We start from the raw sequence: 21650 nt of genomic DNA on the forward strand, positions 1-21650 counted from the left end.
TCGGGTGGTATATTGGAAGCCGACCCAAGAATGACCAAATCAGCCAATTGAGCTTGATATCAGGCGTTTTAGTCTGGTGGAGTTCTATCCCTCTATTTTCCCACATGGCGGAAAGACAAATTATTGAACATATATATGTACTTTCACTATCGTGAATTATCACTCAAAGCTACGGGGCATCTCTGTGTAACCGTGTTGAGTGAAGCATGAAAGGTGAGGTGAAACGGATTTCTTGGTGTTCATGATAGAGATTAGCTGCCCCGCTGATCATAGAGACTTGATCGATCTTGATTTTGTGGAGTGCAAGCGAACACTCGAGCCGCCGATAGGGATCGGTGTTCAACCGCACGTTGTAAGTTGTCGCTGTCGATACTGTCAATTTACTCAACGTCCTGACTGTTGATCCGAGTCACAATGCGATCCACGATTGGGTACAGAGGTTCCATCCGAATTTGGTCGATCACTGAATCAAACCACGCTTGATGAAACGGTGACTGAGACCAACGATCTGCAATTCTGGCTGTACGCCATCGCGGATCACGAAACCAACGACTTACGTCACGTTGAGCTGTTTTCGATGACAACGGCACCTCTCACAATATCTTCTTCCGCAAACTACGGCAGAAATGCGATGTCAAAATTGCCGTCGTTCTCGTCGATGGTGTTTGCCACCTCTGAACTGCGCCGCAACGAGCTGGGCTCTGATTTTGGGCGCGTCGCCATGGAGATCGCAACGGCGTCGAACGATCTTTCGAGTGCTGAAGCGTCGAACGTCATCTTCTTGGAACTGCTTCAGCTATGCTGAACTGGAAACCGCCGAATCATGGCTCTAAACCTTTGCTTGTTGGCACAATGTCACAAACCAATTGCCACTGCTCATTTTTTACCTTGTTACGAGGGTGTCATAGAACGAGTAGCACACCAAAGAGCAGGGTGAACGCTGAGGTGGAATGAGTTCAGCGACCCTGCAAGATGACCCTTCGGTAGAGACGTTCTTCAATGTCGCGGAGACCGAGACCCTAGCGTTGTTTGAGCATCTCTCCTTCGAGTTTCTCGAAGAGTTCGACGTGTTCGCCCCGGCGAAGACGGGGCGAACACGAGAGCACGAGCCACCAGAGCTGATGCGTGGCTTCCTCCATTGCTACTACCACGACATCTACGGCATTCGCCCCGTTGAACGAGAGCTTCGGAACACGGTTGTCTGGCTGAGCTGTGGGTTCGATCGACCGCCGTCGAGAGACGCGGTCGATCGCTTTCTCACCGATCTTGAACACGTCGTTGACGAGGTGTTTGACCGACTCGTCGAGCAGGCCGCCCGCCGCGGCTTGCTCGACTTGACCTACTGCATCGATTCAACCGACGTGAGAGCGATGCCTGCCGATCAAGATGCGTCGAAATGCTACGATCCAACCGACGAAGAGTACTACTACGGGTACGGTTGCACGATCGTCTCGACCGGGCAAAAGATCCCGATCGCGGCGGAGTTCACAGAGAGTAAGCAAGCGCCAGAGGAGACGGCGATGCGCGTCACGCGTGACGCGCTCGCCGTCGCCAAACCGATCTGGATGGTCGGTGACAGCGCCTACGACACACTCGACTGGCACGACCACCTGCTGGCCGCAGGGGTCGTGCCAGTCGCTCCGTACAACGCGCGAAATACCGACGACCCGAAAGACATCGAGTACAGGGTCGAAGACCGTATCGAACAACACAGCAAGGAGGTTCAGCTGAAGCAGTCCACGTTGGATGAGACGTACAACCGCCGTACTGGAGTCGAACGAACCAACGAATCAGTGAAGGACTGCGGCCTCGGGCGAACGCACGCCCGAGGCCGCGTCCACGCACGAGCGCAGGTGTTTCTCGCCCTGTGCCTTCGTCTTGTCGTCGCTATCACCAACTACGAACGCGGAGACAATCCGGGGAGCACGATCATCACGGTGTGAGAAGAGTTCTATGACACCCTCTTGTTACAGTAAAGATAGATCACCATGAGACGGTGAGTGGTCCGAATCGACTCCAATTAGAGGGGTTCGGTTAGTGTACTGATCTAAAGTAGTACCAGCCCTCTAACGAACTGCTCTATCAGCCGACCAAAATATTGAAATAGCCCGTGGGACACATGGTCACACGTACATGATTCCTGAAGTTCTCCGAGTAGCGTTTCCGGTTCGGGATGAAGGAGCTTCCCAGGGGCCGTTGATCAGCTCACACCGGAAAAAAACCAGACCTGACGAAGCAGCTGGGGTGTCACAATGACAGTTCGAGACCAAGACCTCGCAACAGTTAACGACGACAGCCAAACGGAGGAGGATTCTGATGACGATATTGTCTTCACTCTCCGAAATTCCTCCGTGAGCTTCGATATGGACCGAGGTTCCTCTAAGGTGCTGGATGATGTCGATATGGATATCCACCGTGGGGAAATACTCGGAGTGGTCGGCGAAAGCGGGAGCGGGAAGTCCATGTTCGCGTCGGCGCTCTTGGATGCTGTTGTCGAACCCGGCAACCTCACTGGGGATATCACATATCACCGCGAGAATGGAGATAGCGTCGATATCCTTGGCTTGAGTGATGAGGAACTCAGACAGCTACGCTGGGAAGAAGTCTCGATGGTTTTCCAGGGTGCATTGAGTTCGTTCAATCCGACCCTCGATGTCCGGACTCATTTCGAGGAAACCATCGATGCTCACGGTACTGATATGGATGAGGGTATGTCACATGCACGTGAGCTCCTCTCTGACCTGTACTTGAACCCCGACCGGGTCCTTGATTCCTATCCCCACGAACTCTCTGGGGGGATGAAACAGCGGGCGCTCCTCGCACTCAGTCTTGTCCTTGAACCCAACGTGCTCGTGATGGACGAGCCCACGGCGGCACTTGACTTGCTGATGCAGCGGTCGATCCTCAGCCTTCTTCAGAATCTCCAAGAGAAATACTCGCTGACGATCGTCTTCATCACACATGACCTTCCGCTCGTTGCGGGACTCTGTGACCGGTTGGGTGTGATGTATGCCTTCGACATGGTCGAGGTAGGCCCGACTGACGAGATGCTGTCCAACCCCACTCACCCCTACACGCGAGCGCTGCTGAAGGCAGTACCAAACCTCAATGCGCCATTGTCGAAGATGCGTCCCATTGAGGGAAGCGCGCCGGACCCGGTCGATGTTCCAACAGGATGTTCGTATCATCCGCGTTGCCCCCTCGCGGACGAGGAGTGTACACGGACGGAGCCGGGGTATTCCGATGTGACGGACGACCATGAGACAGCCTGTTTCCACTGGGAGGACGCAGCAGAGGAGATCCCGCTGGAGTTCGATATCGACGATAGCTTTGAGACAACTACCTACGAGGGGCAGCAGTCCGATGACGCATTGGTAGAAGCTAATGACCTATCAGTCCATTTCGAACAAAGCGAAGGTGTACTCAGCAAACTTCGAGGGGATACAGATACCGTACATGCGGTGGATGACATCGATCTAGATATTTATGAAAATGACGTCGTCGTGCTCGTCGGTGAGAGTGGCTGTGGGAAGACAACGCTAGGTAAGACGCTTATCGGTGGGCAGCGACCAACGAGTGGGAGCGTCACTTACCGCGACCAAGATATCTGGGACGCACACGACGAAAAGGGGGATGTCGATATCCCCTTCACGGACATCCGTCGTTCGCTTCAGATCATTCACCAGGACCCCGGGGGCTCGCTGAACCCTAACCGAACAGTTATGAAGAGCCTGGCAGTCCCTCTGAAGGTCACCCAACCCGATCTGGGCCGGGAGGACCGGATATCCCGGATCCTTGCGTTGCTTGAGTACGTCGGCATGTCACCGCCGGAAGACTACGCTGAGCGGTACCCTCACCAGCTCAGTGGTGGAGAGCAGCAGCGCGTTGCACTGGTTCGGTCTCTACTGATGAACCCGGACCTTATAATGGCCGACGAGGCTGTCAGTGCGCTCGACGTTTCGCTACGCGTGGAGATGATGGATCTAATGCTCAGGCTCCAGGAGCTGTTCGACACCTCTTACGTGTTCATCTCCCACAACCTCTCGAACGCTCGCTACATCGCTGGTAAGGCGGGCGGGCGCATCGGCGTGATGTACTTGGGTGAGATCGTCGAGATTGGGCCGGCTGAAGAGGTCATTGCTAATCCGAAACATCCCTACACGAAGGTCCTCAAGTGGTCGACCGCAGATCTGGAGGCTGATCAGACTGTCGAGGATCCCCCGATCCGTGGAATCGATATTCCGGACCCGGTTGACCCGCCATCGGGCTGTCGGTTCCACACGCGTTGTCCGGAGGCCAGAGAGGCGTGTACGCAGGAACAGCCCGGACTCGATGGCTCCGATTCCGAGCACGGCGTGGCCTGCTTCCGTGAATACGGTGAGGACCACCCATACTGGGAGAGTGAGCCGATAAGCGGGGACGAAGATCAGGATTCAGAGGCAACGGTAGCCGCGTCAGATGAGTCGGCATAGTTAGCCTCTCTGAGTTCAACGCCGGAAAAAGCACCATAAAAAATATAGCGACGCTGCCGTTTTCTATCTCCTTCGCGAGTCGGTCACGATCTCGGAATCGCGACGTAGCATCGGTCTGATGCGTGATTGATTTTGGTTTAGTTGATAAGTCAAACACCCAATGAACAGTAACATTAATGACTGATGAATTCCAACGTCTCCCCATGCCAGTCAATGGCGATGATAGTCGTGAACAGAGTGATGGCTTCAGCCGTCGGACTCTTGTCAAATCAGCGGGAGCACTAAGCGCCGGCAGCATCGTCGGTCTCGCAGGGTGCACGGGCAATGGAAACGGTGGCGACGGTGGCGACGGCGGCGACGGAAACGGCGGTGGCAACGGGAACGGCGGAGGTGGAAACGGGGGCCCGTCCATGCTGATCATGTTCATGGACAAGGCAGTGCCGAGCGAAGTGAACTTCAATCCCTGGAACGGCGGGACAGACGATATGCACCGTAACGTGATGTTCGATTATGGGGCAGGATACCACCAGCAGGCAGACGAGTGGTACAACGTTCTCACCGAGTCTTGGGAATGGCCCTCAACGATCACGCAGGGTAATACCCTGACTATCAACATTCATGAGGACTTCACTTGGCACGACGGTGCAGACTATACGGCAACGGATTTCGTTGGCAATCTTAAACTGTTGGACTACTTTGGAGACCCGGTATGGGACTTCATTTCTGGAGCGGAGGCAGCCGATGACAAGACCGCTGAGTTGACACTGTCAACTAAGGTGGACCCACTGCTTCTCGAAGACAATCTGTTTGGGGGGAAGCGGTGGATGTACCGCGACGATATCTTCGGAGAGGACCTGCAGGCCTTAGAAGAGGCGAGTACCGAAGAGGAGCAGCAGCAGGTGATGAGCGATCTCACCCAGCGCAGAATTACTGGGGACCAAGCACTTGACATGGGGCTCGGTTGTGGTCCCGCCAAGTACTCCGATGCGGACGGGACCAGGCTCGTTCTCGATATCTACGACGACTACTCGAACGCTCTGGGTACCACAGGCGACGACTTCGAGTACGACCAGATCGTGATGAAGCCGATCGACACGCCACAGCAGCGCTGGCAGGCGATCCGGAACAAGGAGGCCGACGTTTCCCAAAACGCCTCCATCACGAACAATCAGGTAACGCAACTCGACCAGAACGACATCGACTGGATCAACTGGATCGTCCAGCAACGCCATACTGGACGGGCGATCACGTGGAATACCCGGCGCAAGCCTTTCGACAACCGGAAGGTCCGTTGGGCACTGGCGTATGCGATCAATCGCGAGCTGATGGTCAAAGGTGAGTCCTATGGGGAATTCATGCTCGCGGCTGCCGATATCCCATGTGGGATGTCGAACTTCCTGACCGACAAATGGCTCGGTGACCGGAAGAGTGACTACATGAAGTTCGGGAAAACGGGTAATCGCGAGAAGGCAACCCAGATCCTCGAGGAGGAAGGCTTCACTAAGGGCGATCAGTGGTGGCAGCGCCCGAACGGAGAGACCTTCCAGGTCAATCTCAAGTCTCCCCCGTACTTCCAGGGTCGCAGCCAGCACTTCAAACAGACTCTCGAGACGTTCGGCGTCAAGGTCAAAATCTACAACGAAGAGTCGACCACCTACGAGGGGCAGACTGTCCCCAACCACACGTACGACGCCTTGCACTGGTGGCAGGGGCAGGTGCCCCCGATCCCGCAAGTCGGGTATACCACCAATATGGTCTCCGAGGCTCACCTCACCGCGTGGCCCAAGAATTGGGACGACGACGCCTCGGAGAATTCCTACACGATCGACGTGCCGCCGATCGGAGAGCCCGAGGGCGACCTGCAAGAGGTCGATGTTCAACAGCTGCTCATCGACCTCGGGAGAGCCACTAGCGAGGACGAGAAGCGGCCGTTGCTACAGAAGATCGCCTGGGTCTACAATTGGAACCAGGACAAGACCTACGACGTGGTCCGGAACCAGGCGGTACCGTACACGACGGATGACTGGGAATGGCCGTCGCCGGCTGGCGACCGCGGACTCGAAAAGAGTGAGTACGGCGTTGATCAGAACCCGCACATGCGGATCGGCAACCCGCAGTTCTGGCCCATCCGTGCTGGCTTCCCGAAAGTCAAGTAATCGGGGATAGACCCGTAACTGGGTCCCGAACCGATTGTTCTCGGATCCTCGTCGGGACGCCCCTCTACACGGTGGGACGCCGACGATACTGCCTGCGCGAGTGCCTACCGACCCGTTCGACCCCATTGTGTTGACGGCATTTGAGTGATAGGTAGAGCTGACGCCAGCGATTTGAGTCCTGATTCTCTCGTGTGTCATATCGAGGCCGCCAAGAGTCTACAGATTCCCACCAATCTGATTCTTTTCGGTTGATGAAGGCGAAAGCGCTCAACTTACCTAAGGACTATGCTGGTCCGAAAACGCAGGGGTGAATCTGCGGGAACAGGACTAACAGTCGGACGAACGGAGCCCAACAGTCCCTGTTCGAGCGATATTCCAACCAGCGAGGTGCGGAGCGTATCTGGCGATTCCTCAAGGAATTGAAGCGCGGATTGGAGAGTAGACGCGTAAATTTAGGCCTGAATCTACGTTCAGATCGCTCGTCTCCCTACTCTCACTCCAGCTCGTAGCCATTCGCTCGCAGGCGTCGTCCCAGTTCGACACATGGACGGGCGTGTACGGCTTCTCCAGATCGGTCATGTTGTTTTTAGAGAGATCGGCGGTGCCGAATTCCAGACCTGTTCCGCAACTGTTCGTCGAACCCTTTCCGTAAGGGGCCGATCGCGTTGCAGTGGTCCTGACCAGAGACCCACCGGCCCATGGTGGCAACGACGAATTGCTCAAGGCGGCTGTGATGCTATTCGAAGGAAATCCATCCATCTGATCGGACCCCGATTCGACCTGTTATGCCGGTTTTCAGACACCCTCTTTCTGGCTCCACGGACTGTGAGTTGAAGCGTCTGCTGCCTCACGGTAGTATACACAAATCACGGGACCTCTCTGCTATCCAAAAGAAAATTATAAATGCGTGTCTGGCTATTTCTCCGGTATGTGGGTCATTAGCTCCCAGGCGTATCGACCGAATAAACACTCCAAATCTGACAGCTTCCTCAGCCGGATGTGGAATCTTAGCTGTGTCAAACAATCCAAAACAACTGAAACATGAACTACTACCTAAAACGGGTACTCAGGTCGGGAGTAACTCTGTATGTCGTGATCACGCTAACGTTCGCGCTTACGCGGCTCATGCCTGGTGGTCCCGCAGACTTCGTAAAGGCAAAGATCAGGCGTAATAACCCAGCTGCGCGGCCAGCGCAGATAAACCGGATGGTCGAACAGTACATCGCCGTACAGCCTGACAGTCCTCTTTGGCAACAGTATATTAACTACTTTGTCTCGATCTTCCAGTTCGATTTCGGGACCTCATTTTTCTACAATAGGCCCGTTTTGAATATCTACGCTGAAGCGCTTCCATGGACGCTGTTCATCATGGGTGTCGCACTTATCATCAGCCTCGCGATCTCTATTGCATTGGGTGCTTTCCTGGCATACAAGGAGGGGTCGGATCTTGACTACGCGCTGAGTACCTTCTCGGTTGTCATGAACTCGATCCCATACTACATCGCGGGTGTCTTCCTGATAGTTATCTTCGCGTACACATTCGAAATATTCCCCTCGGGTAATAGGACGAGTTTGGGGATCGAAGCTGGATTCACACTGAATTATTTCCTCGATATTCTCTGGCACGCCACGCTACCGATCGCTTCGGTTGTGATCACAGCGTTCGGTGGGCGCGCCCTTCGAATGCGAGGCAATAGTATCCGTGTCCTCGGTGAGGATTACATTCGCGTGGCGAGACTTCGTGGACTCCGATCCGGCCGAATACGGCTGCAATACGTTGCCCGAAACGCCGTCTTGCCTATCTACACCAGCATCATGATCCAGATCGGGTTCATGATGGGTGGTTCAATCATTCTCGAGGAGATTTTCCAGTATCCTGGGGTTGGATACTACTTCTTCCGCTCCATCAGCTCTCGCGACTATCCGCTGATGATGGGTGGGTTCCTGATCATCACGATTGCTGTGGTCGTTGCTGTTATGATCGCAGATCTGACCTACGGACTCATTGACCCGCGCGCGAGCTCGGGAGGTGACTCACATGAAGCGTTCTGAGAACAACACACACGACTCAGACGATAAACCGGCCAACCACCCCGTCGACAAACTCGTCAACGACCAATCCACTGATACTGGGGACGAGAGTATGACGAATAGAGATCAGACCGGGGAAACACGCATCACCGACGGCGGGACGGATGATTTCCCACTCTCTTCATTCGAACAGAAGCAATCTGTTGAGGTAGAGGGACTCGGTAGCCGCGTACGCGACTCACTGCTGGAGATGTATGCCGTATTTAAGGTTGCTTGGTCGGACTGGCGGACCAAGGCGAGCCTCTTTGTGCTGTCGCTGTATGCCATTATGGGAACCGTTGGTGTCATGGTGGTTCCGGAGCCCACTGTGTATCCAGATCCGTGGATCCAACCGTTCCAGACCTGGGAGTTCCCGCTTGGGACCAACCGTCAGGGACAGGACATCTTTGCTGCGATCGTACATGCCTCGCCGAATATGTACAAGATGATTCTGGCTGGCGGGATATTCGCTACCGGAGTCGGTGCCACCGTAGGGATCGTCTCTGGCTACAAACGTGGCCGGGTCGACGAGCTCCTGATGACGTTCACGGACGTGGCGATGACTATCCCAGGCCTCCCGCTGATTATCGTTATCTCAGCGATCTTCGAGCCAAGCAACCCGATCGTTGTGGGTGTGCTTATCTCTATCAATTCCTGGGCTGGCCACGCCCGTGGAATCCGATCTCAGGTGCTCACGATACGCGAGAACTCCTACGTTGAGGCATCACGGTTCATGGGCGTCAAGACACCGACTATATTGGCGAAAGATATCACCCCGCAGATGATGCCGCTGATCCTCATCGGCTTCGTCGACACGTCGAGGCAGGTCATCTTCAGTTCCGTCGCGCTGTACTTCTTGGGGATCCTCCCCTTCGAAGGAGTCAATTGGGGCGTCCTTATGAACCTCGCCTACCGTTCGGGAGCGGCTCAGACCCCCTCGCAACTTCACGCGCTCTTGTTCCCAGTTCTCACCGTCGTGCTCCTCTCGTGGGCGATGATCATGCTTGTACAGGGGCTGGACCGTGTAGTCAACCCGCGTATTAGGGCTAAGCACAAAGCGCAAGAAAAAGAGGAGATCCAGTAGCGACGTAAAACAACCCGTCTCAAACTTCTTGCCAAGTATCTGATTCCCAGGAGTATCTGCTCACTCCATCGGCGTATCATGGAAAATCGATAGAGAGCGTCTATCTTCTTCACCTAACTCTGCAAAGACTTCCAGATTCTACTATAGACAGTACCTTGCATTCAACCGTTCTTTTTTAAAGCCACACTGGCACCCGGTCAGAATATTCATGTGCCCCCATTACGTCCTTTGTATATGGCTGGATTTCGTGAGCGATTCTGGGAACAGCTCTGTGGGCATTTGAGACACGTGTTCGCCATCTTTGTGTTCGATATTTTCCTTCTCGTCCTACTTGCGTTCTCGTACCTCAATATTGACCGATCCTCTGACGCATACATCGTCTTGTATTTCGATCTGATTATATTTGGTATCGTATTTGTCATTTCGGGGTACATCCTCTTTCGGTGTAGGTCCGAGTTTGATACAAACGGAGTCTCATGAGGGCAGATCACCCATGATCCATCGTCGTCTGTGCTGACGGGCGGTACGTAGATGGACTTGCGAACCGGCATCTCTTTTTCGCGCACCTCTCGGACGTCCTCTCTGGGCACGATTTTGACCCACTTGCGCTCTCAGCAATTCCTCCCGCTCCCTCTGGAACCAGCTTCCCTTTGAGTTGCTTCTTGTGATGGTCGTTGTCGTATGCGTAGTCGAGATTCCACCTCTTCAGGTTGCCTGGGTCATCGGTCTCCTCGCGCTCGCCAGTCCATAGATGCCCTTCGTGATCAGTCACAATTGCAGCCTTGACGCATATTCTCTGGGCACGAACCCCGTTGAGGCTTACAGACCGATTCCGGTCTCTGTGAGAACGTAGCCGCCAACGGGGGCGCTCATAGCTTCACTCACGTATCTACACGGGAACGGACACCACTTGGCCACGCTAATCGCAACCTTCTCCACGACCTCTCGATACCGCGGTTTCGCGAGATGTATCGACAGGCGATTTGATAACCCATTGGTGAGACTGCAGGGACAGTGGAGTTTTTCGGCGCAGGCATCGTAGCGATCGACGTCACCGAAGCCGATCCCTTCACGGGCGATAGGACGGGTCACGAGGACGAGAGAATTGGGACGAAAGAACAGGCCAACGATTACGCTTACTAGTGGCTGACGGTCCAGCTGGTCGGCAACGCAGTCCCATTCGTGCTCAACGCGCGGGTGGTGCGAAAGGAAGAGACACGACTGAAAATCGTCGAAGACATGTTTAACTCTGCCGAGAACCCCGTTAATGTCGATAACGTGTTGATGGACAGGGGTTCGATACCCAGTACATCCTGGAGATGATCAGCTGACGTGGGCTGTCGTACGTGATTCCGAAGCGGATGCAGACGAGTGGAAAAAGCGCGGGCCGAGCGGCTACTCAAACATGGGAAAGATCGCTACGAGACCGGCTGGAAACTCCGTCTTGGTAAAAACGAATGGCACGAGACAACGCTTATATATCGGATAGAGTAGGGTTCAGAGCACGACGACCATCGACAGTATTCGGTGTCCATGACGAATTTCGGGAGTGGTCAGCTCACGGAGTACGGCTTTCGTTGGGAGATCGAGAGAGGGTACAGGTCGATCAAGTGGTTCATGGCTACGACTACCTCGAAGGATTTCGGGGTCAAGTTCTACAAGAAGAAGCACTTCGGAGAGGTTTTGAAACAGTTCTCGGCCCCTGATCCCGGGAGAAACCACGCATCACAGCCCCGCTAAACCAGTGTAGTCTCAACTTCCAAGAGTCGCAGAAGTTGCGACTATAGTAGTCGTTAGAACTTTCGGCTCAGAGATTGTTGCTGTATGCAATGGACCATCTCGACGAGATCTCCGTCGAAGAACTTCAAAACGCCCTCGACAACGTCGAAGGAAACAAGCCGACACAACGGTTGTTAGCTGCGATCGCGTACAAAAACGGCGTAACGCAATCCGAACTTGCAGAGTGGCACGACACCGGGCGAAGAACGATCTACAGCTGGCTGATGCGACTTGATACGGACGAACCGCTTGAGCAAGCCGTCTCTGATGCTCATCGATCCGGGAGAAAACGAAAGCTCTCAGAATCACAGCAAGAAAAGTTCGAACAAGCCGTTCACGAACCTCCTGAGGAAGTCGGGATCGACGCGCCGGCGTGGACACCGGCGCTCGTCCAGGAATTTCTCGAAGACACCTACGGCGTCGAGTACTCCTATCCGAGCTGCCGACGGTTGCTCAAAGAAGCTGGATTGAGTTATCAAAAACCACGCCGTACAGCCGCCGAAGCCAAGGAAGCCGACCAAGAAGAATTCCACGACGAGATCAAAAAAAGCGAGCGGAGATGGACGCCAAAATAGTCTGTATCGATCAGACGAAGAAATCGGTGCAAGTCGAGCCGCGTGCCGCGTGGTTTCCGCGCGGCACGCGGCCGAGCGTCGAATTGTCCGGCCAACGCGACTGGACGTGTCTGCTCGGCGCGATCACCGAAGATGGTGACTGCTTTTTCTCCCGATTTACCGAATATGTCACCGCCGATCACGCAAAACATTTCATTCTCGCGTTATGCAAAGAATTTGAAGAAGACTTGATCGTCGTGCTGGATGGTGCGCCATACTTCCAGGCGTCGGCCGTCACGGACCTGGCGGCCCGTGACGACCTCGCCTTCGTCACGTTGCCTGCGTATTCGCCGGAACTCAATCCTGTCGAAGAGTGTTGGCGACAACTCCAAGACGCTCTCAGCAACCGATTCTTTGACTCGCTTGAGCAACTGACCACCGCGATCGATACCGCTCTCGACCAACTGTCGCTTCCAAAAGTGAGCAATTACTTCTAACGACTACTATAGCGCTCTTAATGCATACGGTCCTCGAATCTCTTTGTGGTCGAACGTGATTGCTACTCGTTGACTCATCGATATCGTAATTTTCAGTATTTTCGCGGCTTTCAGACCTAACACTCTTCACGATTGGCGACGTACACCCGATCAACGATGTCCATCGATCGAGACACCTTCGAGAACACAAGCGAGGACGAACTCGACGAACTCTCCGTCCCCGATCAAGTCCTCGGGTTTCTCGCCGCCAACGAGGATCGGGCGTTCAAGGCGCGCGAAATCGCGTCCCAGATCGGCGTCGACGAAGGCGCGGTCAGCACGGCACTCTCACGGTTGAAGGACCGAGACCTCGTCGAGCACAAGGCGACGTACTGGGCAGTAATCGACGACGCGGAACGTCTCGAAGGCTACAACGGCTACGAGCGCGCGACTGCGCTGTTCAACGAGCAATTCGGCGAGGAGGACAAGGAAGCATGGCGCGAGCACGCACCCGAGGAATCTCATCCGAGCGTCAAGGACAAACAGTGACCGACGAAGAGACCCTCATCTTCGAGCGTGGCGACGTCGTCTACGGGGATGATCCGTTCAAAGGCGAGGAAGGCGCTCGGCCCTGGCTCATTCTCTCGAACCACGAAGGGCGTCCGTTCCACGGCGACCAGTACATCGCAGTGACGCTCACAACGAAATCCTGGATGAACGGACTGGTCGAGATTCCAGAGGCGAGCTGGCTTCGTGGTGGGACTCCGGATGAGAGTCGGATCGTTCCGTGGGGCGTCCAATCGATCGACCACGAGGATATCGACTTCTGGCAGGGTCGCCTTGACAGCGATCTCGTCGACGAGGCTGTTGCCTCTCTCGTCGTAGAACTTCAGTAGCGGTTGACGCTGGTGATTTGTTTGGCTGGTGTTCAGGTAAACAGCAGTTAGGTAGGTCTGCAGATCGACCGGGGGAAGATTAATCACTCTACTCGGCTCTGGTGAATCGCTGTACGGCGTTGGCTTCGACCGTCAGAACTAGGAAAGTGAAGCGGGAAATCGCCGATGCCTATGTCGAAGATCTCCCGCTTCACGAAGAAAGCGGTTCAGTTAGCTAAAAACGCTGTTGGTGGGCGAGGCGAAGTCGCCGCCCCCGAAGGGGGTGGCGGCTTCGCCGAGTACGCGGTGCTGTCGCTGCACTGTCTACGGGTTTACCTGGAGAAGTCGTACCGGGAAACACTCGATCTGCTGAGCGAGATGCCACAAATACTCGGGGAGATCGGCCTCGACGCGACCGATCTCCCCGATCACTCGACGCTAGTCAAGTGGTTTGATAGGATCAAGACAGCACTCTGGCGAGTGCTGCTGCGCCTCTCGGCGCAGCTGCACGACCCGAGCGGTCACGCTGCGATCGACGCGACGTTCTTCGACCGCGAAACCGCCAGCAAACACTACTGCCGCCGGACGAATTACCGCGTCCAGACGCTCAAAACGACTGTGCTCGTCGACACAGAAAGCCACGCGATTCTGGATGTTCACTGTACGACTGAGAAACGCCACGACACACAGCTCGGCTGGCAGGTCGCCCGCCGCAACGCGGGCGACCTGGCCAGCCTCGCTGCAGACAAAGGCTACGACTGGATGGAATTACGCGAGAAACTCCGCGAGGAGGACGTGAGACCACTGATCAGACACCGCGAGTTCCGGCCCATCGATCACGCGCACAACGCGCGGATCGATGGCCCTCGCTACCGCCAACGATCGACGTGTGAAACCGTCTTCTCGACGATCAAGCGCACGCTCGGCGACGCCGTGCGTGCGCGAGCGTGGTTTCGAGAGTTCCGCGAAATCGTCCTGAAATGTGTCGTTCACAACATCAAGCGAGCCGTGACACCGTGAAATCAAGCTACGTCTGGCGATTCACCACGGCCCTATTTTGGAATAGTGTATGTTTGTGGGATAGTATGGTATCTATGCCATCTCCGTGTCGCTCATTGTGGTGTGCCACGATATCACACATTATATGTTTTGTCCCTAGGACGCGGCGATCCCTCGGTAGCTCGAAACGACATCAGCCGGAAAATGAGATGTGAATATCGCACGGGGTGCAGCGATTCTGGCGATGGTCGACACCGATTATTCATCGCGGTTGATGGTTCCTGTCTAATGTGGCGAGGCTGGAAGCCCGACAGGCAGTCGCGCTCACAGCTGTGTAGCCGGAATCGACGTCCAGCTCGCCGATTTTGGTCTCTCGGGCGAGCGACAACTCTTGACGGCAGAGTACACTCCCGAGAGTCGTGCACGGGAGCGAAAGAGCCGGTCAATTCACCCGCTGGGGCCAGATGGTCTCGAAGACAGTCCCGACGAACAGACTGGCGAGTAGTAGCCCTGAAACTCGCGCAAGTAGCGTTGTGACGAAGACACTCACAAGTGTCTCGGTGATCGGTCCTCGGGGATCGACTCCGGGTCCGTTGACGACGAGAGGAACGCCTGTCGAGGGTCGACGCGGCGATTTTTTCGTCCACGCTCCGTGGTCGCCGAGCAACTCACCGTGATCTGAGACGATGTGTAACTCCCACTCGTCGCACTCGCCTCTCGTACGTAGTTCGTCGAGGAACCGACCGAGTCAGCGGTCGACGTTTTCGCACATCGCGGCGTAGTTGCGACGGATCTCCTGGTGGGTCTCCGCATCAAGTTCCCCATCAGGGTCGACCGGTGCCGGGAATTCGATATCGGGGTCTCGGTACCACCCGTGCATCGCCCCGGTCACGTCCATCGGTTCGTTCGGGGCCGACGGAGTTGACGACGAAGTGCCACGGTCGGTCCCGCGGTGCGTCCCGAAGGTGCTCTATCGCCTGACGGTCGACCCAGTTGTCGACGTAGGCCTCCGAAGGCAGGGGCACCGGCCGCGTGGTCGAAAACGTACTGACGGGCCTGTCCCCGAACAACCGGTCTTCCATGTCCTCGACGTAGTCATCGAGTAGGCCCTTCCTCGAGATAGGCCATGTATGGGTTCGCCGGTGGGTCCTCGCCCGGACCGATGTCGTCGGGCACGTCTCCCGGACTGTCGGCGTCGAAGCAGTCGGACTCGATGAGGTGATTGCGATAGGTGGCAACCATCGCCCGCTTGCCCGGGATCTCCACCCCCCACCGAAAAGCCCATTTTCGCCATGCTGGCCGTCCCGTCGAGCCCCCACGTCGGTGAATCCATGTGGAGGTCGATATCTCCGACCCCGATCGTTTCGTAGTCGGCGTCGTCGCGCAGCCGGGCGTAGTACGTCGGCCGGTCGAACGGGTAGTCCTCGTTACTATCGACGCTACAGTTGTGATATTCCATCCCACTGGCCAGACAGTACCGTGAAGGGCCACACAGCGGTGCTGGACAGACCGCGTTCTCGAAGTGGACACCACTGTCGGCGAGCCTGTCGAGGTTCGGTGTGCGGACCGGGACGTCTGAACCGCTCCCGACCCAGTCCAGACGTTGCTGGTCCGTGAGGACGAAGAGGATATTCGGGCGTTCCACGGGTGAACTGTTCATCACTCGATCCTTCTGGCTTAGATAAGTTCGTGTTGCCGGAGCGGAACCGAGGGCCCGACAGACTGCTCGACTGAGCGCGGGTTTGATTGCTTCTACGGCGTCTCCAAGTCCGCGAAGGCCCCGTCGTTCACTGTCATCGAGAACGACTGCATCCTGACCGACTGCGAGTCCGGGGATTCACGGCGTCTATTCACCGGACGACCCGTTCGCGGACGACCCGCCCGGAAAGCTCTGCGACCCGGGGCGACGATCGGCCGTTCCGAGGACCAGCCGGACGTGGTGGACGAGTCAGACAAGTTGCTGACCGGTTCCCGCGAGGCCGCCTGCTCCCGGCAGTCGGTCTGAGGTCCACCCTGTGCCGGTTCAGTACTGGTAGTCGATCGGCCGCTCGCCCTCTCTGTCGACAGTCGTCGTCCGCTGGATGAGCCGGTGCCGGAGGCCGGCGAGGGCGTCGGCGTGCTCGTCGTCGTCAGACCGGTCGTGAAACTCTCCGGGGTCGGTCTCCAGGTCAAACAGCTGCTCGGTCCCGTCGGCGGTCACGGTGTAGCGATAGCGGTCCGTACGGAGGATCTTCCCGTTTCGACTCTCGGTGAGCGCCGAGTCCCGGCCCTCGTAACGCTCTCGCTCGTCGGTGAGCAGGGGCAGGAACGACTCACCCTGAAGGTCCGAGGGAACCGCGACACCGGCGGCGTCGAGCAGCGTCGGCACGAGGTCGACCGCCTCGACGAGGTCAGACTCCGTCCGTCCGGGGCTCTCGATGCCCTCGGGCCAGTGGACGAGCATCGGCACGCGACTGATCGAGTCCCAGCCAGGCCAGCCTTTGCCGTATGTCAGGTGGTCACCGAGGTCTTCGCCGTGGTCGCTGGTGAACACGACGACTGTCTCGTCGGCGATCCCCGCATTTTCGAGCGCGTCGAGTATCTCCCCGACCCAGCGGTCGACTTCCGAGACCATCGCGTAGTAGCCGTGCCGGACCGCCCGGCGTTCGTCCTCGTCGAACGTCACCTGCTGTGACGGCGGCGCGTCCTCATCGATCTCACGCTCGGCCCGTTCTGCCCGAAGGTGAGCGGGCAGGTCCGGCACCGTGATCTCCTCGCGGTCGTACAGATCGAGGTATCGCTGTGGCACCACCCACGGGGAGTGGGGCGAGTAAAAGCCCGCGACACAGAGGAAGGGGTCGCTGTCGTCAGCGTGGGCCGCGACGTACTCGCTGGTGCGTCGCCCGACGAACGCCGAGTGCGTGAGATCCGCGTCGGCCTCGAACGGCACTGCATCCGCGACGAACCGAGGATCGCGATGTTCGATGCCGTCCTCGACGCCCATCATGTCTTGCCAGGTCTCGGCCGCTGGTGGGAGACCGATGCTGATCTCGTCGAGTTGGTCGGGCGCCCGTTCGCGGACCCAGGCCCGATAGTCGTCCTTGTAACACCCAGGCTCGTCTGAGATCTCCAGATGGTCGAAGCCGTAGTCGGGGTGGGGCTGGGTGTGGTCCCGGTCGGCGTGCGGGTGGAAGTGGAGCTTCCCGATGTTGGCCGTCTCGTAGCCTCGGGCCCCGAGGAATTCCGGCAGCGTCGGGACGTCCTCCGGGAGCGTGACTCCGTTCCCGAAGATGCGCAGTTCCGAAGGGTACAGCCCGGTCAGGTAGCTCGCGCGACTCGGCATACAGACGGGGGCGTTCACGAAGTAGCGGTCGAGATTCACGCCTCCCGCGGCCATACGGTCGAGGTTCGGTGTGTGGATCTCGTCGTTCCCGTTCGCGCCGAGCGCGTCCCACCGCTGCTGGTCTGTGTGGATGAGCAGGAGGTTCGGTCGTGGCACGACTCGCCAGTGCCGACCGTCCGTGATAATACTTCGTATCGTCGCACCCCGCAGGACCGGCCGAGTGGCGTGCAACGCTCTCGCGGTTATCGAACTGGGCACTGCTAACTTAGCGACAAAGATGGGAAGGTTCGGCTCCTATCGGAGTTGATGCAACTGAACCTTCCCGAGTTGAGTGACGTGCTTGAGGAGATTGAGTTTTTCGAGCGCGAGCAGAGGGATCGCCACCTCGACGAGCTGGCGATTTTGCTGTGCAATCACGGTGTGAGCCTGCGGAAAGTATCTCGCGTGCTTGGCTGGATCGGCGTCGAGCGGTCGAACGTGGCGGTCTGGAAGTGGATTCAGAAGTTCGGCCAGCGCCTCGGTGAGGCAGGTCAGCGCCATAGTGCCGCTCAGCCCTGAACTGCTAGATTAATCTGCTCAAAGCACCTCTCAGTAGTATTCAGACGTGTTCTGAAGTCCATCATGCCACGACCCCAGAAGTACATTGTCGATCTGTCTGCTGACGAACGAGCTGAACTCGAAGCGATGCTGGCGGCTGGAACATACAAAACGCGTGTTCTCACGCGGGCGCGCTGTCTGTTACACGCGGATGACGGCTTGACTGACCTGCTCGTCAGTCAAACCGTTGGCTGCCATCCGGGAACGGTTGGCCGAGTCCGGAAACGGTACGCCGAGGACGGCCTTGCGGCGATTAATCGCCGCGAGGCCGACCGGGTCTACGAGCGCAAACTCGACGGACGAGCGGAAGCTCACCTCATCGCGTTAGCCTGTAGCGATCCACCGGAAGGACGGTCTCGCTGGTCGCTTCATTTTCTCGCCGAACACCTCGTCGTCCTCAACGAGATCGACGTTGAATCGATCTCTCACGAAACCGTCTGACAGGTGCTGAAAAAACACGGCTACACCCTCACCGATCCGAATCGTGGGTGATCAAACCCGGCGAAAACGCCGCCTTCGTTTGCCGGATGGAAGACATCCTCAACCTCTATCACGAACCATACGATCCAGCCCGTCCTGTCATCTGCTTCGACGAGAGTAACAAGGCGCTCCACAAGCACGTCCGCGACCTGCTCCCGGGCGTACCGGGAGCGGTCGCTCGGTACGACTACACCTACGAACAAAACGGCACGCGGAACCTCTTCATGATGAGTGAATCACTCGTCGGGTGGCGACACGTTGAGGTGACAAAACGCCGCCGCAAGCAAGAGTTCGTCCAGCAGATGCAGGCACTCGTCGATGAGCACTACCCGGATGCAGTCGGCATCCGGGTGGTGCTCGACAACCTCGAAACGCACAAAGCCTACGCCTTTTACGAGTTTCTCCCACCGGAGGAAGCACGGCGTCTCCTCGGCAAACTAGAGTTCCATTTCACGCCCAAGCACGGCAGCTGGCTCAATATGGCCGAAATCGAGTTCAGCGCCCTAGCTACCGAGTGTCTCAACCGACGTATTCCCCACGCAGCGACCCTCCGTGCGGAGGTCGCTGCGTGGGAGCGCACCCGAAATGAGGATGAGTCAGCCATCGACTGGCAGTTCACTACCGAGGATGCACGGATCAAACTCCGTCAGCTATATCCAACAATTCACGCTTGAAGCGGCACTAGCAGTACTTCCGAGGTTTAACGCCACAGTTCACGGGTAGCGACCAGATTCTATCGGTTGAATTGATTGAGAGTGACGGAACTGCGGAATCGGTGGTAACTGGGGTGGAGCTCTGGGAACGGGTCAGTAGATATGGTCGTGTAGACGTACGTGTCGGCCCGTTACACCCTGGCGTTCTGGTGGAATGGAGAACTCAAGAGAGCGCTGCCGCTCCAGCGGCAGGCGCTCTCGTCGATTGGGGAGAGTTACCACGGAGAGTAGCTCTGCAGCATATTCTCCACTAACTCTTCTGCTCGCTCTCGATTACATCCTTTGTCTTCCATCAGCCGTTGAATCGCTGATTCCCGAACGATCTGGCCGATCACTTCCTCGAATGGCGAGAAGTCAGAGTGATTTACACCTGTCACAAGCCGCCGTCGTACCACGAATGCATGGGCTAACGTCACCACCACGGCTTCGCGCCAAGATTTTCGGACAGCGCCTCACGAAGCAGGAGGTTCGTGAGGCGCCAGACGTTGTATATGACGACGCCGAGGGTGAAGTAGAGAAGACGCACGCGGTAGTCGGTAGAGGCTGCGGTCGGGAGGAAGTGGTGTTTGATCGTCTTGTATTTGCTTTCGATCTGCCAGCGCTGGCTGTACTGTGTGGTGAGTCCCATTGCCTGGTCCGGTGTAACGTCGCGATTGGTGGTGAAGACGGCGTATTTCCCGTCTTCTTCGGTCGAGGGGACGTATATAAAACTGAGTTCGTGTGTGCGCCCGTCCACCGAGAGGCTCACCGCTCGCTCGACGGCTACGTCGGCGAGCGGGTGAGCCTCGATCTGTTCGATTTGCTCGATTTCGTCGGCGTAGACCGGCCTCGGAATGAGGTAGGTGATGTCACGTCGCGGACTTCCATGGCGTCGAACTCACGGTCAGCGAACAGCTTGTGGATCTCGACGTGCTGGGTCGCTTGGTCGAGCAATCGTCGGACGATGTCGGCTTTCGAGTGACTGTCGACCTGGGAGGCGTCGCCTTCCCAGGCCGACGCCTCCCGGACCGGTTCGATCCCAAGGACGAGCGGTGTGTCCTGGCCGATGACCGTCAGCGTCGCGAATTTGTAGCTGCGCCCCTCTTTGTCGCCACTCACCATCTCGGGGAACTCCTCCTTTGGAACTTTCTCTTTGCCGTTGACGATGACGACGTCGTCGAGTTCGACGTCGTCATCGTCTTTGTAGGGCGAGGGGTAGAACTCCCAGTGAGTGATGTCAACTGCCGCGATGACGGGCTCGCGGAGCCCGTCAGTCGCGTCGAGTTCGTCGAGGAAACACTCCAGTCCCGCGTGGAACGGCTCGAGGACCGCATCACGGATCCGTTGCCAGTCTGGGGATCGCTCGCCGTCTGCAAAGTCGGCGAGCGACGTCTGCTCGGTAGGTGCTCCGATCTGTTTCATCGTCCGGAGGTGAGTATCGCCGTGGGGTGTTTTTTCCAGTCGCTGAGTCGGTCGAAGCGCCGACGTGGGGTCGTCGTCCCCACGTCGGCAAGGTTGAGGTAGGCCTGGCGTTCGAAAAACAGGTCGTCGGGATACTGCGCGTTGGCTGCGCGGTCGGTTTCGAAGGCATCGAGTCCGCGGTCACGAGCGGTCCGGATCGCCTGCATGATGTGCTCGTCAGTGACAGCCTCGTCACTGACTTCGCCGGGATCGAGACGTGGTTCGCCGTCTGAGACGATGTCGTGGTCGGCGGCCACCGCCCGTATTTCGCTGGCGGTGGCCTCGATCGCCTGGCGGTCGGTCAGCGAGAACCGGCGCCGCCACATGTAGTTGATCGCCTGCTGGGTCGGTGCTCGTCCGAGTTCGAACCGGATGAACACGTAGGCGGTCCCTTTCAGCCGGCGGTGGAGTTCGCTGTCGTTGAACCCGCGCGCGTGCTGGTAGAGGAACATCCGCACGACCGACTCGAACGCGAAGTCGGTCGTGCTGGTCCGTCCGTACTGGTCGGAAAACAGACTCTCCGAAACGTCGAGATCGGCGATCTCCCTGGTGATGTGGTCGTGGAGCGTGCACAGCTCTTCTGCCTGCTCGACGAGGCCATCCACCGCGACGTCTGTTTGTGGCGTCGGCATA

17 protein-coding genes and 5 pseudogenes are annotated in these 21650 nt (G+C 57.1%); 14 read left to right on the forward strand and 8 right to left on the reverse strand.

Translation table 11 applies throughout. The features are described from left to right. Window positions 1-241 precede the first annotated feature (241 nt). The 11 genes and pseudogenes from HZS54_RS10655 to HZS54_RS10705 all read left to right on the forward strand — a co-directional run bounded on the left by HZS54_RS10655 (window position 242) and on the right by HZS54_RS10705 (window position 14486). Window positions 242-833, forward strand: a pseudogene (locus HZS54_RS10655) (transposase domain-containing protein). Window positions 834-950: 117 nt separating this feature from the next. Further along, window positions 951-1943, forward strand: coding sequence for a transposase (locus HZS54_RS10660; protein WP_179922517.1), 993 nt, complete (start codon window positions 951-953; stop codon window positions 1941-1943). A 309-nt stretch (window positions 1944-2252) separates the two neighbouring features. After that, a complete protein-coding gene (locus HZS54_RS10665) occupies window positions 2253-4472 on the forward strand; it encodes an ABC transporter ATP-binding protein (RefSeq protein WP_179922518.1) in 2220 nt (739 codons plus the stop codon). Between the two features lie 203 nt (window positions 4473-4675). Next, window positions 4676-6628 carry an ABC transporter substrate-binding protein gene (locus tag HZS54_RS10670; RefSeq protein WP_179922519.1) on the forward strand — a complete coding sequence of 651 codons (1953 nt, stop codon included), beginning with the start codon at window positions 4676-4678 and terminating at the stop codon, window positions 6626-6628. Between the two features lie 1041 nt (window positions 6629-7669). Continuing rightward, window positions 7670-8680: an ABC transporter permease gene (locus HZS54_RS10675; protein WP_179922520.1), complete on the forward strand. Its 1011-nt coding sequence runs from the start codon at window positions 7670-7672 to the stop codon at window positions 8678-8680. Further along, entirely contained in the window at window positions 8667-9782 is a 1116-nt protein-coding gene (locus tag HZS54_RS10680; protein ID WP_246391905.1) for an ABC transporter permease, read from the forward strand. The genes HZS54_RS10675 and HZS54_RS10680 overlap by 14 nt, the downstream gene beginning before the upstream one ends. Window positions 9783-10598: 816 nt before the next feature. Next, a pseudogene (locus HZS54_RS10685) lies at window positions 10599-11441 on the forward strand (transposase); the annotation flags it as partial. 170 nt (window positions 11442-11611) lie between these two features. After that, a pseudogene (locus tag HZS54_RS10690) lies at window positions 11612-12612 on the forward strand (IS630 family transposase). A gap of 156 nt (window positions 12613-12768) precedes the next feature. Further along, window positions 12769-13140, forward strand: a complete 372-nt coding sequence (locus HZS54_RS10695; RefSeq protein ID WP_179922522.1) for a MarR family transcriptional regulator — start codon at window positions 12769-12771, stop codon at window positions 13138-13140. Continuing rightward, complete coding sequence (locus tag HZS54_RS10700) at window positions 13137-13487, forward strand: type II toxin-antitoxin system PemK/MazF family toxin (protein WP_179922523.1); 351 nt, start codon at window positions 13137-13139, stop codon at window positions 13485-13487. Before HZS54_RS10695 ends, HZS54_RS10700 begins: the two co-directional genes overlap by 4 nt. 171 nt (window positions 13488-13658) lie before the next feature. Continuing rightward, the gene (locus HZS54_RS10705) at window positions 13659-14486 is read left to right on the forward strand and encodes an IS5 family transposase (RefSeq protein ID WP_179923003.1); all 828 of its coding nucleotides are present in this window, start codon (window positions 13659-13661) and stop codon (window positions 14484-14486) included. A gap of 421 nt (window positions 14487-14907) precedes the next feature. On the opposite strand, the pseudogene HZS54_RS26670 reads toward HZS54_RS10705, so the two are convergent. The 5 genes and pseudogenes from HZS54_RS26670 to HZS54_RS10725 form a co-directional block, all read right to left on the reverse strand. After that, a pseudogene (locus HZS54_RS26670) lies at window positions 14908-15201 on the reverse strand (hypothetical protein); the annotation flags it as partial. A 12-nt stretch (window positions 15202-15213) separates the two neighbouring features. Further along, window positions 15214-15363 carry a hypothetical protein gene (locus tag HZS54_RS10715; protein ID WP_179922524.1) on the reverse strand — a complete coding sequence of 50 codons (150 nt, stop codon included), beginning with the start codon at window positions 15361-15363 and terminating at the stop codon, window positions 15214-15216. Window positions 15364-15560: 197 nt separating this feature from the next. After that, window positions 15561-15707 carry a hypothetical protein gene (locus HZS54_RS26250; RefSeq protein WP_246391907.1) on the reverse strand — a complete coding sequence of 49 codons (147 nt, stop codon included), beginning with the start codon at window positions 15705-15707 and terminating at the stop codon, window positions 15561-15563. A gap of 91 nt (window positions 15708-15798) precedes the next feature. Continuing rightward, window positions 15799-16125, reverse strand: a pseudogene (locus HZS54_RS26675) (sulfatase-like hydrolase/transferase); the annotation flags it as partial. 363 nt (window positions 16126-16488) lie between these two features. Then, window positions 16489-17943 carry a sulfatase family protein gene (locus tag HZS54_RS10725; RefSeq protein ID WP_179922526.1) on the reverse strand — a complete coding sequence of 485 codons (1455 nt, stop codon included), beginning with the start codon at window positions 17941-17943 and terminating at the stop codon, window positions 16489-16491. 150 nt (window positions 17944-18093) lie between these two features. Here HZS54_RS10725 and HZS54_RS10730 point away from each other — a divergent pair, with 150 nt between their 5' ends. The 3 genes from HZS54_RS10730 (at window position 18094) to HZS54_RS26060 (ending at window position 19538) form a co-directional block, all read left to right on the forward strand. Beyond that, window positions 18094-18345 (forward strand): hypothetical protein, encoded by a 252-nt coding sequence (locus tag HZS54_RS10730; protein ID WP_179922527.1) that lies wholly within the window; start codon window positions 18094-18096, stop codon window positions 18343-18345. A 63-nt stretch (window positions 18346-18408) separates the two neighbouring features. After that, a complete protein-coding gene (locus HZS54_RS26055; protein ID WP_218927141.1) occupies window positions 18409-18825 on the forward strand; it encodes a helix-turn-helix domain-containing protein in 417 nt (138 codons plus the stop codon). A gap of 47 nt (window positions 18826-18872) precedes the next feature. Continuing rightward, window positions 18873-19538, forward strand: a complete 666-nt coding sequence (locus HZS54_RS26060) for an IS630 family transposase (protein ID WP_218927142.1) — start codon at window positions 18873-18875, stop codon at window positions 19536-19538. Between the two features lie 451 nt (window positions 19539-19989). Here HZS54_RS26060 and HZS54_RS26255 read toward each other — a convergent pair whose 3' ends face one another. From HZS54_RS26255 to HZS54_RS26265, 3 genes are read right to left on the reverse strand one after another with little or no spacing between them, the layout of a single operon-like run. After that, on the reverse strand, window positions 19990-20325 hold the full coding sequence (locus HZS54_RS26255) for a hypothetical protein (RefSeq protein ID WP_246391909.1): 336 nt from the start codon (window positions 20323-20325) through the stop codon (window positions 19990-19992). 14 nt (window positions 20326-20339) lie between these two features. Then, a complete protein-coding gene (locus HZS54_RS26260; protein ID WP_246391911.1) occupies window positions 20340-20978 on the reverse strand; it encodes a hypothetical protein in 639 nt (212 codons plus the stop codon). After that, window positions 20975-21622, reverse strand: a complete 648-nt coding sequence (locus tag HZS54_RS26265; protein ID WP_246391912.1) for a hypothetical protein — start codon at window positions 21620-21622, stop codon at window positions 20975-20977. Before HZS54_RS26265 ends, HZS54_RS26260 begins: the two co-directional genes overlap by 4 nt. Window positions 21623-21650: the final 28 nt, after the last annotated feature.

The sequence above is a fragment of the Halosimplex pelagicum genome, assembly GCF_013415905.1.
Lineage (GTDB): Archaea > Halobacteriota > Halobacteria > Halobacteriales > Haloarculaceae > Halosimplex > Halosimplex pelagicum.

Excerpts from the sequence above, each read along its gene's own strand:
- HZS54_RS10665 (WP_179922518.1), top strand. The coding sequence starts at position 2,253 with ATGACAGTTCGAGACCAAGACCTCGCAACAGTTAACGACGACAGCCAA.
- HZS54_RS10660 (WP_179922517.1), top strand. The coding sequence starts at position 951 with ATGAGTTCAGCGACCCTGCAAGATGACCCTTCGGTAGAGACGTTCTTC.
- HZS54_RS26055 (WP_218927141.1), top strand. The coding sequence starts at position 18,409 with ATGCCACGACCCCAGAAGTACATTGTCGATCTGTCTGCTGACGAACGA.
- HZS54_RS10675 (WP_179922520.1), top strand. The coding sequence starts at position 7,670 with ATGAACTACTACCTAAAACGGGTACTCAGGTCGGGAGTAACTCTGTAT.
- HZS54_RS26260 (WP_246391911.1), bottom strand. The coding sequence starts at position 20,978 with ATGAAACAGATCGGAGCACCTACCGAGCAGACGTCGCTCGCCGACTTT.
- HZS54_RS10705 (WP_179923003.1), top strand. The coding sequence starts at position 13,659 with ATGTCGAAGATCTCCCGCTTCACGAAGAAAGCGGTTCAGTTAGCTAAA.
- HZS54_RS10680 (WP_246391905.1), top strand. The coding sequence starts at position 8,667 with ATGAAGCGTTCTGAGAACAACACACACGACTCAGACGATAAACCGGCC.
- HZS54_RS10715 (WP_179922524.1), bottom strand. The coding sequence starts at position 15,363 with ATGGACGTGACCGGGGCGATGCACGGGTGGTACCGAGACCCCGATATC.
- HZS54_RS10695 (WP_179922522.1), top strand. The coding sequence starts at position 12,769 with ATGTCCATCGATCGAGACACCTTCGAGAACACAAGCGAGGACGAACTC.
- HZS54_RS10730 (WP_179922527.1), top strand. The coding sequence starts at position 18,094 with ATGCAACTGAACCTTCCCGAGTTGAGTGACGTGCTTGAGGAGATTGAG.
- HZS54_RS26250 (WP_246391907.1), bottom strand. The coding sequence starts at position 15,707 with ATGGTTGCCACCTATCGCAATCACCTCATCGAGTCCGACTGCTTCGAC.
- HZS54_RS10670 (WP_179922519.1), top strand. The coding sequence starts at position 4,676 with ATGCCAGTCAATGGCGATGATAGTCGTGAACAGAGTGATGGCTTCAGC.